This is a genomic window from Agrobacterium sp. 10T429, from assembly GCF_056393925.1.
This window is the reverse complement of sequence record NZ_JBFTGV010000003.1, coordinates 428,137-442,550: the sequence shown is the minus strand read 5'-3', so window position 1 is coordinate 442,550 and position 14,414 is coordinate 428,137. Positions and strand designations below refer to the sequence as shown.

The following is a 14,414-nucleotide window of genomic DNA, read 5'->3' as shown; positions in this document are numbered from 1 at the left end:
GCATGGGTTCGCCAAATGCGGTGAGGTCGGTTGAGCCATCGCGAACATTGCCGCGAACGCCGGTTGTTGGCCCTGCGAGAGCGCCGGGCGTTCCCGTGACGGCGTAGCCGATGGAAGATGACGTGACCGCGCCGGGATCGCCGGTCAGAGCGACCGTTATCTGCCGTGCACCGGTTTTCGTGACAGTGGAAATCGTGCGCGCCGTGCCGCCCGACTGTATCCACTCGAAACCGAAGTTTGCGGGGTCGGTGACAAGTGTTGTGTCAATGGCAATTTCGGTTGCCGCATCGCCCCCGGCATAGGTCAGAACGATATTCGCCCCGGTTCTAACGGCGGCGCTGATATGCAGGGGAAGCCAGTTCCCGCCTGTCGCCAGAATTCTGGCAACACGTCCCTCGTAAGCTCCCTTGCGGGCCGACGCAGGGCCAGTCAGGTGGACGCCGTCTTCGACGGTTTGAAGGTGATACTGCGGGCCGACCAGTTTGAACTTTACCGGATGTTCAAGGGCGGCCTGCAATTGCGCCATCGGCACGCCGGAGGTCGCCAGTCCGTAGCTTGGTGCGGTCCAGTTCGAAAGCTGCTCAAGCAGGATAACCGTCTCGGGGGCCGCACCGCTGTAAATTGCGAAGTCAGCAGAAACGTCTGTCTGTAATTCAAGCAGCTTTGCGAGATAGGCCGCCTGCGTATTGGCGATATTGGCCTGACCCTGATCGTAGACCATACAGGGGATTTGAAAATCGAAGCCGTTCAGATCGGCAATGATCCTTGCGCGTCTGACGCCCGCAAGCAGGTTGGCATAGGGTTGCGTTCCCTTTTTCAGGTTCTCATAGCTGAAACCCGACATACCGAAGCTGGCAACGAGGCCTCCTGCTGCAACCGGGAATCCCTTCGCGGTATCTGTGAGAACATATCCCAACTGGGTCGCCGGACTTTCGCGACTGGTCAGTTCGCGAATGTCGACAAGACTGTAAAGTCTTTCCAATGGCAAAGGCGCATCGCCCGCAACATCTCTTCGGGGACGTGCACCGCCCTCAAACATCACCGCCCGACCGGGGCACGGCGCATTTGCTGAAACGACAGGCGTCGAGGACGCGCCCTGTTCAAGAGATTGCCCATATGTCGGTACGAACACGAGCTTGGAGATCGTCGCAAGAAGAGAGGTTTTTCCGACACCCTCTTCACGTCTGGCAACGTAGCTGCCACCGTTTTCCTCGATATAGGAAACGAACTCGCCGGAGACCTTCGGCGCAAATGCACCGTGTTCGCCAAAAGTGATATTAACCAGATGGCCGGAACCGGTCAGCGCCAGAACGCGCGAAATGCCCGCGACTTCGCGCTCGAACACCTGAAGGTCGGCCGCACTGATACCCTGACTGACAAATGCGCCGTTGCTGTCAAAGCCGAACAGCAGATATCCGTCTTCCGTGACCCACGCATAAAGCAGGTCATCCGCAACGGCCGGAACGCCGGGAGCCGTCGCGATCTGCGCCCACAAGCTGCCAAACTTGTCGAAACCGGCCTCCACGTTTCCGGCGCTGTCTCCAAGCAGGACGTTAGTCCAGTCATCTGAAAGTGTTGGTGTGTCGACTGGCGCAGGGAAAAGGCGTGTCCGGCTTTCGCGCAGGAGATCGGAGAATTTTTCGTCGATCATATCGCCGACCCGCTGCCAACCGGCCGGAGCCGTGTTCCAACGATACTCCCCACTGTTTGACACGGTTCCGCCAACGACTGGATCGATATGCGTTCCGGTATCAGACACAGCAACGCGTCCCGGTTGACCTGCCCTTGTGCCATTGGTGGCAGCAAGAGCCGCCCAGGTTGACGCGATGATATAGCCTTCTGCTGACGCTTGAGCCGCCGAAAGGGCGGAATCGATCTGATCTTGGATCACTTGCCCAACATCATCCCTGATACGCCGCTTTTCAGGTTGCGACGGCCGCGAATGCGGACCATCAGCGTAAACAGCATTAAAGGCGTTGCGAATTTCGTTCGCCATGATTTTCTCCAAGGAGCATCGCTCCGGCCGCGACCAGAGACATTGATTTCAATTTTGTTGAAGCGGTTATCCGACCGTGAAGGCACCCGTCGCGACGGGTGCACTCTCCACCCCTGAGCGATTGACTGACGTTATCCAGCCATAGCGCGTACCCGCACTGATTGATCTTTCGGCGCTGTCCGCAGCGTTCGGGCTGCCATACTCGACAGGCCCGACAAAGGAAGAGGTCGCGAAGTCGTTCACGGTGCTCCAGTAGATTTTTGCACCGGCATAATTTTGGCTATTGGGAGCGATCCACGAAAACAGAGCAGTAGCAACGCCGGTTGACACAGAGTCCACATCGATCAGGCCGGGCGGCACTGGATCGGAGGTTGAAGTCACAACCTCCGTTGCAGAAAAGTCCCCGTTCTTGCCATTCGAAGCGGCAAACCCCGCCTGAACGTCCAGTTGCCTGTCCGATGGCACAATGTCAGTGGAAACGGTGATGAAGCCGCCTGATGGCTGAACATCAGAAAAACCCTTCTGCACCCAATCTCCCGGAGAGCCGCCGCCAGCATCAGAAACCCTATATCTGACAATGGGGGTCAAACTCCCATCGTCCGGCTGATTGATCCGAACACGCAAATAGACGGAACCGCCGTTAGCCTCGACAACCACCGAGTTGATAACGGCGGTTTCGATATCGTCCGCGTTCAGTCGAGTTGGAACCGGAGGCGCTGCACCCTCATCCGTGGCAGGGTTCCATTCCTCTATGTTCGCCGGGTGCTTGATGAAGTCCATCGAGAAACCACCTTGCAATATAGAGAGTGTGGATTTGCGGTTTTCGATCAGCTGGCTGTTCAGGCGCGGCAACATAAATGGTGCGTTGACCCTGACCCAACGGGCATAAACCGCGTTGATACCTGAAAGGCGCACCACAAGATTGCCCCTAATTTTCTCCCTGACCCGGAGCCAGTCTCGCTTGCCAAGCCGTCTCGCCTGCCGCCATTGCTGACACCATTGATAATCGGCTTCCTGCGCCAAGACGCGACCGGCTGTTAGTTGTGCCGAGAAATCTTCGAAGAAATCGGTATCGCTGGTGGCGTAGCCCGTGGCGGGGTAGGTGAACTTCGGAATGAGACGATTGATTTCATCTTCTGGCAGAACATCATACTCGATCTGATAGCCAGTAATATCGGCGTCCGTTAAAGTGGCAACGCGACTTTCACGGAATTTGCCGACCGTGAACAACAAGGCCCCGTCGCCTCGTTCGCAAATCCAGCCGTCGCAGGTTGCCAGGATGGCGTTTGTCCCGACCTTCGGGTCGTTTTCGGTGCTGTCGAATCCGTTGCACTCGTAGCGTTTTTCCGTTCCACCGCCTGCCAGGGCGATATCTTCGTCGCAGATATTGGCTTCCTCGATCCACATGTCGAGAAGCGGCAGGATAGCCCGGTTAAAATCCCGTTTGTGGCCGAACTCATTGAAGCACTGATGCCAGCACATAATGAGAGCGGAATTCCTCGACCACACCCACGCCGCTGCGTTCGACGGATCGGAACTGACGCGGTAATCGAAGACATAGGCGAGGTCAGCCTCTACCGAGAGCTGCGGAGCACCATATGGAAATCGCGTATTCTGGTCCTTGGCTGCGGCGTTGGTGGCGATGTAAGCTATGGACGCCTGCCCGTCGCCACGGTGATTGTGCGTCCAGACGCCGCTCGCGCCCAACTCTGAAACAATCTCGCCGTAGGCAGTCTCCGGGTTATTACCAAGCCTGCGAAGGATCTGGACATTGGAACCGTATCGGTCGCCTTCGGTCGTGGTGCCGCCAGCATTGATTTCAACCTCATCGTCATGAAGCCAGTACCGGTTGACACCCCTGATACGGTGGCCGGCTATTGCCTGAACGGAAAAAAGCTTGGAGCCTTTTGCGGTCCAAAGCATCTGCGCGCCAGCGAGACGGCAACGACCAACACCCCACTGACGGTAAGGTATGGACTGAATTTTCGGGACGCGGCCATCCTCCGGCTTTGGCGGTTTGGGTGCCATCAGAGCCTGAATGCCGATCGTCAGCGCCGTGACCGCGATTGCCGACGCGATAGACGCGTAGGTAATCGTGGCGGCACCAATGGTAAAACCGGCCGAGCCAAACACCGCCGTGAAAATCGGCGTAAAGATGGGGTCGAAAAGCACTTGGCTGTAAAGGCTGGTGGTGTGACCAAGACCATACCTTTGCAGCATCATTCGTTGATGAAAGCTCATGGCAAAAATCTCCAAGCCGCCACAAAGTCAGCTTGCGTTGCCCGCACGCCAGCGGGAGAAATGGAAGCCCACAAGGGGCCAAACCTCACAGCGCCAACCAGTGTGAGGCGCATATCGGATGAGTTTTCACCTGCCAGCATGCGGACGATGCCGATATCACCATCTTGCGGAGACTGGACGCGCCGGGCGTTTACCGCCGACAGGTGACGCTCCGCAAAGGCGACTTCGCCGCCGTGGGCAGCAATCAACGCTCGCGCTTCATCGCGAGACCGATAAGTCCCGCGAAACTGCGAAGCGGGATCAACCCCCGAGTGTTCCAGACACCACGACGCAGGGAACGTAAAGCAGTCGTCGCCGCCCATCCCGCCCCATCGAAACCGATGCGGCAGGGCCAAAAACTCGTGAATGTTCATGGTGCCTCAGTAGTTAGGCCATACCGGATTGATGGCGCGGGCAAGTTCGCCCGTTCGGCTGCAAAATTCATCCGTAGGCGATATCGCCTTCTGCATGGCATCCGACCACAAGACCCTTGCGGCGCGGGAGCGGGTATTTTCGCCGGCTACGACAGCGAGGCCGAGGGAGAGGGTTGCTGACTCTCCGGCTTTTGTCGGTTGCCGGGCTTCTTTGGGGTGTGACGCACTCCCGGTCCAGATCGGTATAACCTTGCTCATTGGCTGGTAGTATTGATCGAGCGTCGTCAAACCGACCTGCACGAGGGCACCCCGAACAGGCGGAATACTGTCGAGCATCGCGGCTCCGGTCGCCGGGTCGATACCGGACACGAAAAAATCAACCGCATCGGACGTGCCATTCACCAGAACCTCAAGCGAGGGAATGCCGATCAGGCGACCGCCACCAAGATAGACTGTGCCATCCTCGTCAACCCCGTCAAAGCCCGCAGGCACATCGTTGACCCCGAACCACATATGCAGCGGCGGATCAGTGCCAATACGCAGAAACACGCCGAGCTGGTGCGAACCGCGTTGAGCCTCGATAATCTCAGGCGGCACATAATCGACAGAATATGCCATTAGAATGCCTCGACGAACTGGATTGTCTGACGCGTTACGAAGAATGCCTCCACCACTGACGGCAATGTGAAATCACCCTTGAACTTCGCAACGAAGCGCGGCCGGGCGAATTCCACTCGAGTTCCGGCCGCCGTCGCCTCACGCAATGGCGGCGATAGCGCAAGCGTGTAAACCGGAGCCTCTTCGTCGGTTACGGACAGAACATCCCAATACCGATAAGCCCGCCATCCACGCGTCGGATGATAGATCGAGAACCAGTCAGACCACCGTAGCGGGCGCGCCAGACCGTAAACCCGCATCTTCAGGATGCCGGCATTCAGTGCCGCACCCTCGACAACCTCACCCCATACAGTTGCTTGCGAGTATCCCGTCTCATCAGAGAAGAATGCACCGTCCGAATGAGGAATGCCCCGGATGATTGGCGTAGGAAGTTTCGGCAATTTGGGGAAAGGTCCGAACCAGTCGGTAATGATCGGCACATTGATGAACCTGAAACCGCCGTTCAGTCGAGCGCCGAGCCAGTTGACGTATTCGTAGTGCTCGGGGTCTTTAATCATGCAGTCTTCGTAGGTGGCGGACACGATACCGCCACCACTCACTTCTATGGCAAGGGTTTCGCCAAGCCCGTTTCGACCGCCATCCACGGCGGAACCCGGCACATCAAAGGATGTGCGCACCGGAGCCAGAAAATCCGCCTCCAATGTTGGCTGGTTGAGAAACCTAGACATGCTACCCCTTTTGTGACGCGTATTTCGTTTGCAATGTGCCGAAACCGCCCCGGCGCATGTCGTCGTTTTGCCTTGCCAGCGCCTCGTCAACACCTTGCTTGACCAGAGTTCGCACATGGTCATCACCATTCGCGCCGCTGACTTGCACAGTTAAGGCAGTCTCATTGCGGACCGTCTGCATGTTGGATCGCGGCGCGAGATTCGGTGCTTTTGGAGCAAGCAGCTCTTTCGATTTACCGTGCGGGATCACTTGCGACCCCTGCGGAAGGTTGACGATTTCCCAGCCACGCTCGCCAACGACCGCAGGACCGCCCGGAGAATAGTTGGTGCCGTTTGCAAACATGCCTGTGATCTTGCCGGATTTGGCGAGGTTCCATTGCGAACCGCCGCCATTGAAAAGACCACCCAACCAAGAGAACAGGCCACCACCACCGCCGCCACCGCTTGCAGCTGGAGCTGACGGGAAGAACGAGGTTGAAAGCTGCCCCAACTGTCCGAGACCTTGCGTTGCCGCGCCGGAGCTGGATGCGACCTTTTGCAAAGCCCCCGCAGCTTCGGTCGCACGCCGCGCCTGAAGTTGGGCGGCATCAACCCATGTCATCGAAACACTGTCGGACGAGTTGCCGGACAGCATTTGCAGCTGCGTGCCGTTCTTGCCCATCCGGCTAGCACCGGTAGCCAGGCCGACATGTCCGCCCGCCTGATTTGCGCCAAGCCCACGGCTCTGCAACAACACGTCGCCCCGCATGATCTGGCTTGGATCGACAGATTGCCCCCAGTTCTTGAAGGAATTGGCAGTGAGCGATCCGGTGCCCTTTAGGCCAACCTGCGCAAGCGAAGAGTTGACGAATGCCGCACACCACGCGGTTTGGGCCGCGTCGATATCAACGCCACCCTGCTTCAGGAAAGCGTTGATGCTGGAAGCGCTCGTGTTTTCATTCTTGCCCAAAAGGCCGGACGCGAGATCAACCGCACCGGAGGAACCGGCCGAGGCCGCACCGCCACCTTTTACAGCCCCAAAGACAGCGCCGATGGCGCCGCCACCGCCAGCCGCTCCGGCCGCACCGCCGCTTGTGCCGAGCACGCCATTGATGATCTGGTCGAACACCTTGTCCCAAAGCTTGGAGGCTTGGTTCATGAGTGCATTCTGGATAGCGCCGCCAAGCGCTTTGCCGAGGTCACCGCCACTGGATAGTAACTCACCCTTGAAGTCTCCGAAGAATGTCTTCAGTTCATCGCGGGCATCACCAATGCGGAGGTTTTGCCGAATCTGGTTCGCCTCGCTGCCACCGAGATCTTCCGACAATCCGTACTGGCGCAGCGTTGTGACAATCTTCTGATCTTCTGCGGATAGTGAACCAAACCGCCGATCCATGAGGAGGTCTTGCGCAAGCTTCGCTTTCGACAGGGTTTCGGAATACTGCCGGTAAAGCGAAACCTTTTTTTCCAGTTCGGCACGCTGCTCGGCCGACAGTGACCGACCTTTGTCTTCCGCCTGCTGAAACAGATCGAGCGCAAACCGGGCCGTATCCGCTTCAATACCGAACCTGCCCAACAGGTCAATTTCCTGCTGGACCTGCGCAATACGATCATCCGCGGACTTTTTCAGGTCACGGTAGGCGTTGGCAGCTTTCTGCGCGGCAGTTTCCGCCTTCTTGTCGGCGTCTTTCGAGCCGGGCAAACCTTCCAGCTCGACAAGCGGACGCCGTTCAGGAGTAGGCGGATTTGCAACATCGAAGAAGCCCGGGTTTTGGATCGGGCCATCGGCCGATTGACCATCGCGGCCGAGGCGGCGCTTATCCGGGTCGTAGCTTCTCCATGTCGAGATATCCTGCGATCTGGCGACAGCATCATTTGCCTTCTGGACGCTTCCCGCCGCACCGAGCGCAGACGTAGACAGCGTGTCGAAGAACTTTGCAAATTCAGTGAGCGCGGGAATGCCAGAACTGTTGATTGCCGCAGCGAGTGCCGTCTGCACCCTCTCGACATCGGAAGTTTCAAGCTTTCCTTCGTTGGCCGATTTGGTGAACTGCTGGAATGCAGCCTGTAGCCGCTTGATAACTTCTTCTTCTTCACCCGCCGCGCGAAGTTGGGAAACAACATCAGAAACGGTGATCCGCGCCGCGTCCAACTCCTTACGGACACTGGCCAACGACTTTTCGTTGATGAGGGTGATACCCTCTTTAAGATCGGCGGCCTCTTTGGCGCGGTTCAGCTCATTGGCATAATCGCGCAGCATGGGGATGGTATCACCCCATTTTTCGGCAACCGCCGTGATGAGCTGCGCTTGCTCCTTAAGCTTTTCTTCGACCTCTCCGCTCCCCGATACGACACCGGAGAAATACTGAACAGCGGCGGCGGTTGCGCCGATTGCGCCGATTGTGACGAGTGATATCGGATTGACCAGCTGCAGAAAGGCACCGGCCACAGCAGGGCCGATCCTCTGACCGCTCAACCTGATATCATTAAAGACCTGAGCAACCTGCGGGCCTTGCTGGAGCGCAACGGTGTACCACGGCATAAAGGCCGCAGTGGCGGCGATATCAAAGCCCTGCGCGGCAAGGTTTGATGTCTGGAACGAGTTCGCACCATCACGACCGCCAGAGGTTACGACAGTGGCTTGAAGCGCCTGATTGCGACCCTTGATGGCAGCGGTCGCCGCGAGCGCCGCTTGACGTTCGCGTCCAATAGCCTTCGCCATTTCGTCGGTGGAAATCGCACCAACAGCGTGAGCCTGCCTGATTTCAGAAACAGCGTTTTTGTAGTTGTTGATCGTGTTGAACAACGGGCTGTATTTGGCCCGCAACCGTTCAAGCTCTTTCCCTTGATCGGCAAGCGCGCCAGTCCACTCTTTTGATGCCTTCGCTCCGATACCAACCATAGCATTGATGCGATTTTGCATCGTCGTGGTGATAGACTTGTCGATTGCGTTTCCAGCGCTGGCGAACTGCTTTTGCACAGTTGACGCCAAGCCGGACACGTCACGCTCGATACGCTGGATGCTGCGGCGAAGCGTGGCCTGATCAGTCGATATCGAGATAATCAGGTCGTCGGTATTGTCAGACATAGAAATCACACTCTAAAGCTGATTGCCGTAACATCGAAGGGCAAGATTAGTGGAGGTACGATGCCGAGCTGCAAAAAATGCGGAACCACATTTTGGATCGGCAGCACGGACTATTGCGTCGATTGCGAGGAGAAAGCGAAAGGCGAACTCTCACGGAACGCCATCGAGTCCATGATTTTAACGACAACAATTGACGTTCCGGGTCGCGAAATGGAAAAGTCGATTTCCATTGTTGCAGCTGAATCAGCCATCGGCATGAACTTTTTCAAAGACATCGCGAACAACTGGCGTGATTTTTTCGGTGGAACATCAGCGACCTCACAGAACGCGCTGAAAGACGTTCGAAACGAATGCCTGCAAAAGCTGAAGGCAGAGGCTATCAAAGTTGGCGCGGATGCCGTTATCGGGGTTAGTTTCGATTATAACCAGATCAACACTAGCGGTCCCGGGGGCATCTTATTCGTTGTTGCAACAGGGACCGCCGTAACGTTGAAACCGCTACGGCAGAACTAACCATATTTATGGAGAAGATCCGCCAATTCCTTATCGGAAGGCGCTTTCGTTTCCGGCTCTTCACCGTTTGCGGCGTTGCGACCGCGTATGGCTTCAAAGAACTCGGTGAGCGTCATCGCCCAAAAATCAACCGGCCTGAAACCAAGCCCGCCGATGCCAATCCGCATCCAGTCCCGCCATGGGAAAGGGTCGTCCGGCTCTACTCTGCCGCCTTTTCGGCGGCTACTGCGTTTCCCTCGTCACCGTCGAAGTGATGCATGAGAACGGAGAGGTAGGCGGACTTGCAGTCGCCAAAATGCTTCAGCTTGAGTTTCATGATCGCAGCAAGAGCATCACCCTTGATCGTGAGAAGCTCGATGCCGGCAACTGTGGCGCCGACCTCGACTTCGGAAAGGCGGGTGAACAATTCATTGAGTGACCGGCATTGCAAACGACTGGAGAGCGCTGACAGCCGCTCCATTTCAGCGGCAATGACAAGTTCGACGCCGTCAATGACGAGACGCGCTTCGCCGCGCGCCTCGTTGACGGGAAACTTAAAGACCGGCTTTGCGGCCTGTTTCACGTCTTCCATGTTTACGCCTCCGCCGTGAATTCGAGGACGTTAGCCGCCTCGAATGTCGCGCTGAATTCCATGTTCGGCTCCACGTCGCCGCTGAACTGGAAATCCGTTACCATCCAAGAGCCTTCATAAGTGCCATCGCCCGGAACGATCACCTGTGCGTCAAAGGGTTCGGAGGCGCGAACTTTATCGAGAAAGCGCTTGGACGAGGCGTTCTTTACGAAGTTCCCGGAGCCGGAAAAGGTCCGGTTGGAAATGCCAGGACGACTGGTTTTCTGAACCGGACCACCGGGATTGGTGCAGCTGGGAATTGTGGTGTCCACCGAATTGGCAGAGAGATTGAAACTGCGCGTCTTGACGCCGCACAATGGGTCGAATTGAGCCGGGTCTGCGCCATCGCTGATTTTGATCAGCAAAAGGCGGCCAAGCTGCTGGCCATCAGCCATCTTGCTTTCCTTCCATGATTTTGGATTTAGGGTGAAACTAGCCGTTGCAGATCGCGCTACAGCTTCTCGACATACGCCACCATTTCGATGACGGCGTGAGAGGTTTGCCCGTCACGATCGCGAATCGTCCGCGTCTGACGATGATTAATTGAAACAAGCCTGTATGACGGCATAGGAATAGCCGCATGATGCAGTGCATCGACCACAATACCGGCGACCTGTTTAACTTCGCGAAATCCCGGTTCATGGGACCATGCATGCAAGGTCAGGTAAACATCACCTGCCGTCAGCCCCGATGCGTCGGACCGAATGAACTGGGCTTCGCCAATGGTCACATACGGCACAACGGCATTCTCGGGTACCGCGTCATATATCCCGTCACCAACCTCGCCTACCAAGGCGGCGTTGGCTGACAGAAGGGTGAAAATACCCCCCTGCAATTCCAACTCGGGATTAGCCATCAGGCTCACTTTCTCTTTGCCTCGCGGATCGCCTTATTCACTGCGGCGCGGATGCGCTTCCGGATTTTCGGCTTCATGGCGCGATATGTCGTAAAAACGTGAGGATGCGGCCGGGAGCCGGGATGCATATGGACAGCATTGCCATCGTTTAGCTTTTGCCCGACAACTGTACCGCCACCCTTGGCAACATTGTGCGGACGCGTTCCAAATTCCAGAAAGCGCCAGATGAATTTGGCGAACAGACCCACAGCGTACGGGTCTTTCGTTGCGCCGATACCGATCTGCTCTTGCGCGGGCCGATCTTTGAGAAAATCTGCCTGAATACTCTCCATGTAGTCCAGCGTCTCGCCCGTCGGGGCAGAGTTGCGAACACCCTCGGCCAGTTCATCGCCCGCAACCTTCTTGGCGTCAGCCGTGTATTTCTCGACATTCGGCGCAAGCTGGTTCAAGCGAGCCATGAGCTTTTCGCGGCCACGTAACTCTCCTTTAAACATCTCAATCCGCCCCACCAGACTGCACAAGGAAATCTAGCCAGGCCACGTCATTCGTCAGGGTAATGTCTCTGATATTGAAGGTCGGGCCGCGCCAGATGCCGTCAATAAATTCGCCCGAGCGCACATCGCGCACCCGCCAGTCTGTCGATACCTGTTTCGTGAGCGACGAGGCGCGGACGAAAACCACCTGTGTATGCCGCCCCGAAAGACGTCCAGCCATGACGTCTTCACCACCACGCAAATGGATTACACCTGCGCGAACATCGAACTGCTGTTCCCATCCGCCCTTGGTATTGCCATAGCCATCATTGACGTTGACACGCTTGTCGAATGCATACCGATGGCGCAGATCACCCGCGCCGCGCCTTGTCGCCATCTGATAATTTCCCCCTTAACGGAAGTTCCACGGCCTTTCCGGCCGCCTTGGCTTTGTTCGCGCAATCGCGCTTTACCGTGCCCTCCCATCCGGCACGGTAAACGATAGTGGTCGCGGTGAGCGGCACATCGTATTTGAACTTCTCGGTGAATTTGACGCGGGCCATCACGCTCCCCTCCTGAAATTGATCAAGAGGGAGTCGAAGTCCGACCATTCGCCCATGGGCGCGTTCTCACGGCCACGGTAAACAGATCCGACACGCGACAGGATTGCAGCACGGATTTCGTATGGAATGCCGTCCGCGTAACCCGCATCGAGCGTCACTGTGATCCGTTCGCCAAAACGAGGAAGAGGCCAGACGTAGCCGGCCTTGAGGACAATCGAGGCTTCCAGCCCATCGAGCTGAAGGCTGTAGCTGTCCGCAGTGACAGTCTGGATGTTGCCCGATTGATCGACGTAGCCGATTTCTTTGATGGCACCCGTAAATACAGGCCCATCAGGTAGTCGCCGGAAATCCCGAAAGCCATCACACTGACTGAGCAGTGTTTGCGGCATGAGCCGGATATTGCAATAGCTTTCGACGTAAGCGGTTGCCTCACGGACGATATCGGAAAGCAAACCGTCATCGTCCGAATGATCGACGCTAAGGCGCACCTTAACGTCAGCAAGAGGAACCGCCAGTGCATCCGGGTCTTTAGCTACCGCGTTCGCCGCATACCACATCAGCCTGCCCCCGATTTGCTTTTCTTGCCCGATCGGCAGCGCCGTCGCCCAGCGCCTTTTCCAGTTCGGCAACACGGCCCTCCAGCACGCCGCCACGTTCTGTAGCCTCGGCAAGCGATCTTTCAGCAACTTCTGCACGCTGCTGGAGCGCATCCTTTTCGCCGACGAGAACGACAATCCGCGCTTCGCTTTCTTCCAGTCGCGTAGCGAGCGGCCGCAACTCTTCCAGTTCCTTGAGCAGATTTTCGTTGTCGAGCGTCAGCGCAAGAGTGACTTCGGAGGATTCATCATCCTTCACCCATTCCGCCAAACCCGCATCAACAAGTCGTTGCGCCTCCTTGTCGGAAAACTGGTCGTCAAGCGGGGTATCCCCCGGCGCCAGCGAGAAATTCGCACCGGCCAGACCTAAAAGCATTTTGATTTTCATGTGAGCCTCCATCGGTTTTGTCAGCGGGCGCGATGTCGCGCCCGCCTTGCAAAGCCGAGCCTTAGGCAGCGGTTTTGAGGTGCTTGATGGCAGCAGTATCGCCCAGCTCGCCATCGAAGCGGATCAGGCCGGCAATACCAACCTGCGGCCAGAAGCGTTCGCGCAACACGCCGATGACGGGAGAGCCGACCTTGCGGACGAAGTACTTGGAGAAGTCACCGAACACCATGATGCGCTTGTCCGCCGCGATTTCTTCCATGTGCTGATTGATGGAGTAAGGCTTACCGTTGAAGCTGTCCGGCGTGCCTTTCTGGACATCGCCTTTCTGCCAAAGGTAGTTACCCTGTCCATCTTTCAGCTTGCGAGCGGCGGCAAGCACCTTGTCATGGAACATGTAGCGGCACTTCGGAGAGCCTCGATATGCAGGATCGACGGAATGCTCCAGGTCCATAACGTCATCCCAAGTGAAGCCGGTGGCAGCGGCCGTCACTTTGCCCTGACTGGATGCAGTTACCAAGCCGTTCGGCTGTCCGACGTTTGTGCCAGACGTCAGGCGGCGGTTGCCGATCCGGCCGAGGCGCTCACCGACCAACGAACCGAGCAGCTGTTCCATATTGAAGATGGAATCCGCATCGAGTTCGAACGACCATTTTACGAATGGCGTAGCGTAGACAAAAGCTTCCAGAAGCTTTTGTCCGAACTCGACGTCACCGCTGTTGTCGTCCAGCACGTCAGCGCCTTCGGCCTTTGCGGCGGCCTCTTCGTTGGTGTCGTCAACGGTCGGGACTGTCATGGGGTTGCCGCTTGCGGTCGTAATGACCGTGCAGATGTTTTCATCGAACAGCGGACCCCACGCTTTCATCGACTTGATGATTTCGTTGGCAAGCTCGGTCGGCACGGTGTAGCCGCCAGCGGCCGCAACGCTGGCAACCTGCGTTCTGGTTTCGAATTTGGTTGCGCCGCTGCGCAGGACGGAACGCTCTTCCGCCGTCAGCTCGGACGGATCGACACCGCAAACGACCTTCGCGAAGACGCTGCGATATTCAACCTTGCCACCCTGCGGATCGTCGGAGGCGCGATATTCTGGCGTGTCACGCAAGGGGCGCTGCTGCGCGCGGCGCTCATCTTCGCGGCGCTCCAGCTTTGCGAGATCATCCTCGCGTTTGATGAGAGCTTCCAGCCGGTCATATTCGGCCATCGCCGCATCGTGCTGGCCTTCGAGTTCGGTAGCGCGGGCAGCATCGGTGTTTTCCCCGATGCTATCGAGGCGTTCACGCGCTTCGGTAACAATGCGCGCCTGCTTTTCACGCAGTTCTTTGAGTTTCTGCGACATAAAAATCTCCATGTTGTGG

The 14,414-nt window shown here is 57.2% G+C and carries 15 protein-coding genes and 2 pseudogenes; 1 reads left to right on the top strand and 16 read right to left on the bottom strand.

Going from position 1 to position 14,414, the window contains the following annotated elements; translation table 11 throughout:
* The 6 genes and pseudogenes from AC1DCP_RS11390 to AC1DCP_RS11365 all read right to left on the bottom strand — a co-directional run.
* Window positions 1-1,996, bottom strand: a pseudogene (locus AC1DCP_RS11390) (hypothetical protein); the annotation flags it as partial.
* A 66-nt stretch (window positions 1,997-2,062) separates the two neighbouring features.
* Window positions 2,063-4,237: a phage tail protein gene (locus AC1DCP_RS11385; RefSeq protein ID WP_476774290.1), complete on the bottom strand. Its 2,175-nt coding sequence runs from the start codon at window positions 4,235-4,237 to the stop codon at window positions 2,063-2,065.
* A complete protein-coding gene (locus AC1DCP_RS11380; protein ID WP_476774289.1) occupies window positions 4,234-4,650 on the bottom strand; it encodes a DUF6950 family protein in 417 nt (138 codons plus the stop codon). Before AC1DCP_RS11380 ends, AC1DCP_RS11385 begins: the two co-directional genes overlap by 4 nt.
* Before the next feature lie 6 nt (window positions 4,651-4,656).
* On the bottom strand, window positions 4,657-5,268 hold the full coding sequence (locus tag AC1DCP_RS11375; RefSeq protein WP_476774288.1) for a hypothetical protein: 612 nt from the start codon (window positions 5,266-5,268) through the stop codon (window positions 4,657-4,659).
* Window positions 5,268-5,996, bottom strand: a complete 729-nt coding sequence (locus AC1DCP_RS11370) for a hypothetical protein (protein ID WP_476774287.1) — start codon at window positions 5,994-5,996, stop codon at window positions 5,268-5,270. Before AC1DCP_RS11370 ends, AC1DCP_RS11375 begins: the two co-directional genes overlap by 1 nt.
* Before the next feature lies 1 nt (window position 5,997).
* Window positions 5,998-9,063, bottom strand: coding sequence for a C40 family peptidase (locus AC1DCP_RS11365; protein WP_476774286.1), 3,066 nt, complete (start codon window positions 9,061-9,063; stop codon window positions 5,998-6,000).
* Window positions 9,064-9,123: 60 nt separating this feature from the next.
* Here AC1DCP_RS11365 and AC1DCP_RS11360 point away from each other — a divergent pair, with 60 nt between their 5' ends.
* Complete coding sequence (locus AC1DCP_RS11360; RefSeq protein WP_476774285.1) at window positions 9,124-9,576, top strand: YbjQ family protein; 453 nt, start codon at window positions 9,124-9,126, stop codon at window positions 9,574-9,576.
* Here AC1DCP_RS11360 and AC1DCP_RS11355 read toward each other — a convergent pair.
* From AC1DCP_RS11355 to AC1DCP_RS11310, 10 genes and pseudogenes are all read right to left on the bottom strand, one after another.
* Window positions 9,573-9,749, bottom strand: a pseudogene (locus AC1DCP_RS11355) (phage tail assembly chaperone); the annotation flags it as partial. The gene AC1DCP_RS11360 and the pseudogene AC1DCP_RS11355 sit on opposite strands and share 4 nt — an antisense overlap.
* A 26-nt stretch (window positions 9,750-9,775) precedes the next feature.
* On the bottom strand, window positions 9,776-10,147 hold the full coding sequence (locus AC1DCP_RS11350; RefSeq protein ID WP_476774284.1) for a hypothetical protein: 372 nt from the start codon (window positions 10,145-10,147) through the stop codon (window positions 9,776-9,778).
* A 2-nt stretch (window positions 10,148-10,149) separates the two neighbouring features.
* The gene (locus tag AC1DCP_RS11345; RefSeq protein ID WP_065687863.1) at window positions 10,150-10,581 is read right to left on the bottom strand and encodes a phage tail tube protein; all 432 of its coding nucleotides are present in this window, start codon (window positions 10,579-10,581) and stop codon (window positions 10,150-10,152) included.
* A gap of 56 nt (window positions 10,582-10,637) precedes the next feature.
* Window positions 10,638-11,042, bottom strand: a complete 405-nt coding sequence (locus AC1DCP_RS11340) for a DUF3168 domain-containing protein (protein WP_476774292.1) — start codon at window positions 11,040-11,042, stop codon at window positions 10,638-10,640.
* Window positions 11,043-11,047: 5 nt separating this feature from the next.
* Window positions 11,048-11,563, bottom strand: a complete 516-nt coding sequence (locus AC1DCP_RS11335; protein WP_476774283.1) for an HK97-gp10 family putative phage morphogenesis protein — start codon at window positions 11,561-11,563, stop codon at window positions 11,048-11,050.
* Window positions 11,538-11,912, bottom strand: a complete 375-nt coding sequence (locus AC1DCP_RS11330; RefSeq protein ID WP_476774282.1) for a head-tail adaptor protein — start codon at window positions 11,910-11,912, stop codon at window positions 11,538-11,540. Before AC1DCP_RS11330 ends, AC1DCP_RS11335 begins: the two co-directional genes overlap by 26 nt.
* Window positions 11,887-12,078 carry a hypothetical protein gene (locus tag AC1DCP_RS11325; protein WP_476774281.1) on the bottom strand — a complete coding sequence of 64 codons (192 nt, stop codon included), beginning with the start codon at window positions 12,076-12,078 and terminating at the stop codon, window positions 11,887-11,889. The genes AC1DCP_RS11330 and AC1DCP_RS11325 overlap by 26 nt, the downstream gene beginning before the upstream one ends.
* Window positions 12,078-12,707: a head-tail connector protein gene (locus AC1DCP_RS11320; protein ID WP_476774280.1), complete on the bottom strand. Its 630-nt coding sequence runs from the start codon at window positions 12,705-12,707 to the stop codon at window positions 12,078-12,080. The genes AC1DCP_RS11325 and AC1DCP_RS11320 overlap by 1 nt, the downstream gene beginning before the upstream one ends.
* Entirely contained in the window at window positions 12,607-13,062 is a 456-nt protein-coding gene (locus AC1DCP_RS11315) for a hypothetical protein (RefSeq protein ID WP_476774279.1), read from the bottom strand. The genes AC1DCP_RS11320 and AC1DCP_RS11315 overlap by 101 nt, the downstream gene beginning before the upstream one ends.
* A gap of 61 nt (window positions 13,063-13,123) precedes the next feature.
* Entirely contained in the window at window positions 13,124-14,395 is a 1,272-nt protein-coding gene (locus tag AC1DCP_RS11310; RefSeq protein ID WP_476774278.1) for a phage major capsid protein, read from the bottom strand.
* Window positions 14,396-14,414 lie beyond the last annotated feature (19 nt).

Excerpts from the sequence above, each read along its gene's own strand:
- AC1DCP_RS11385 (WP_476774290.1), bottom strand. The coding sequence starts at position 4,237 with ATGAGCTTTCATCAACGAATGATGCTGCAAAGGTATGGTCTTGGTCAC.
- AC1DCP_RS11380 (WP_476774289.1), bottom strand. The coding sequence starts at position 4,650 with ATGAACATTCACGAGTTTTTGGCCCTGCCGCATCGGTTTCGATGGGGC.
- AC1DCP_RS11375 (WP_476774288.1), bottom strand. The coding sequence starts at position 5,268 with ATGGCATATTCTGTCGATTATGTGCCGCCTGAGATTATCGAGGCTCAA.
- AC1DCP_RS11370 (WP_476774287.1), bottom strand. The coding sequence starts at position 5,996 with ATGTCTAGGTTTCTCAACCAGCCAACATTGGAGGCGGATTTTCTGGCT.
- AC1DCP_RS11365 (WP_476774286.1), bottom strand. The coding sequence starts at position 9,063 with ATGTCTGACAATACCGACGACCTGATTATCTCGATATCGACTGATCAG.
- AC1DCP_RS11360 (WP_476774285.1), top strand. The coding sequence starts at position 9,124 with ATGCCGAGCTGCAAAAAATGCGGAACCACATTTTGGATCGGCAGCACG.
- AC1DCP_RS11350 (WP_476774284.1), bottom strand. The coding sequence starts at position 10,147 with ATGGAAGACGTGAAACAGGCCGCAAAGCCGGTCTTTAAGTTTCCCGTC.
- AC1DCP_RS11345 (WP_065687863.1), bottom strand. The coding sequence starts at position 10,581 with ATGGCTGATGGCCAGCAGCTTGGCCGCCTTTTGCTGATCAAAATCAGC.
- AC1DCP_RS11340 (WP_476774292.1), bottom strand. The coding sequence starts at position 11,042 with ATGGCTAATCCCGAGTTGGAATTGCAGGGGGGTATTTTCACCCTTCTG.
- AC1DCP_RS11330 (WP_476774282.1), bottom strand. The coding sequence starts at position 11,912 with ATGGCGACAAGGCGCGGCGCGGGTGATCTGCGCCATCGGTATGCATTC.
- AC1DCP_RS11325 (WP_476774281.1), bottom strand. The coding sequence starts at position 12,078 with ATGGCCCGCGTCAAATTCACCGAGAAGTTCAAATACGATGTGCCGCTC.
- AC1DCP_RS11315 (WP_476774279.1), bottom strand. The coding sequence starts at position 13,062 with ATGAAAATCAAAATGCTTTTAGGTCTGGCCGGTGCGAATTTCTCGCTG.
- AC1DCP_RS11310 (WP_476774278.1), bottom strand. The coding sequence starts at position 14,395 with ATGTCGCAGAAACTCAAAGAACTGCGTGAAAAGCAGGCGCGCATTGTT.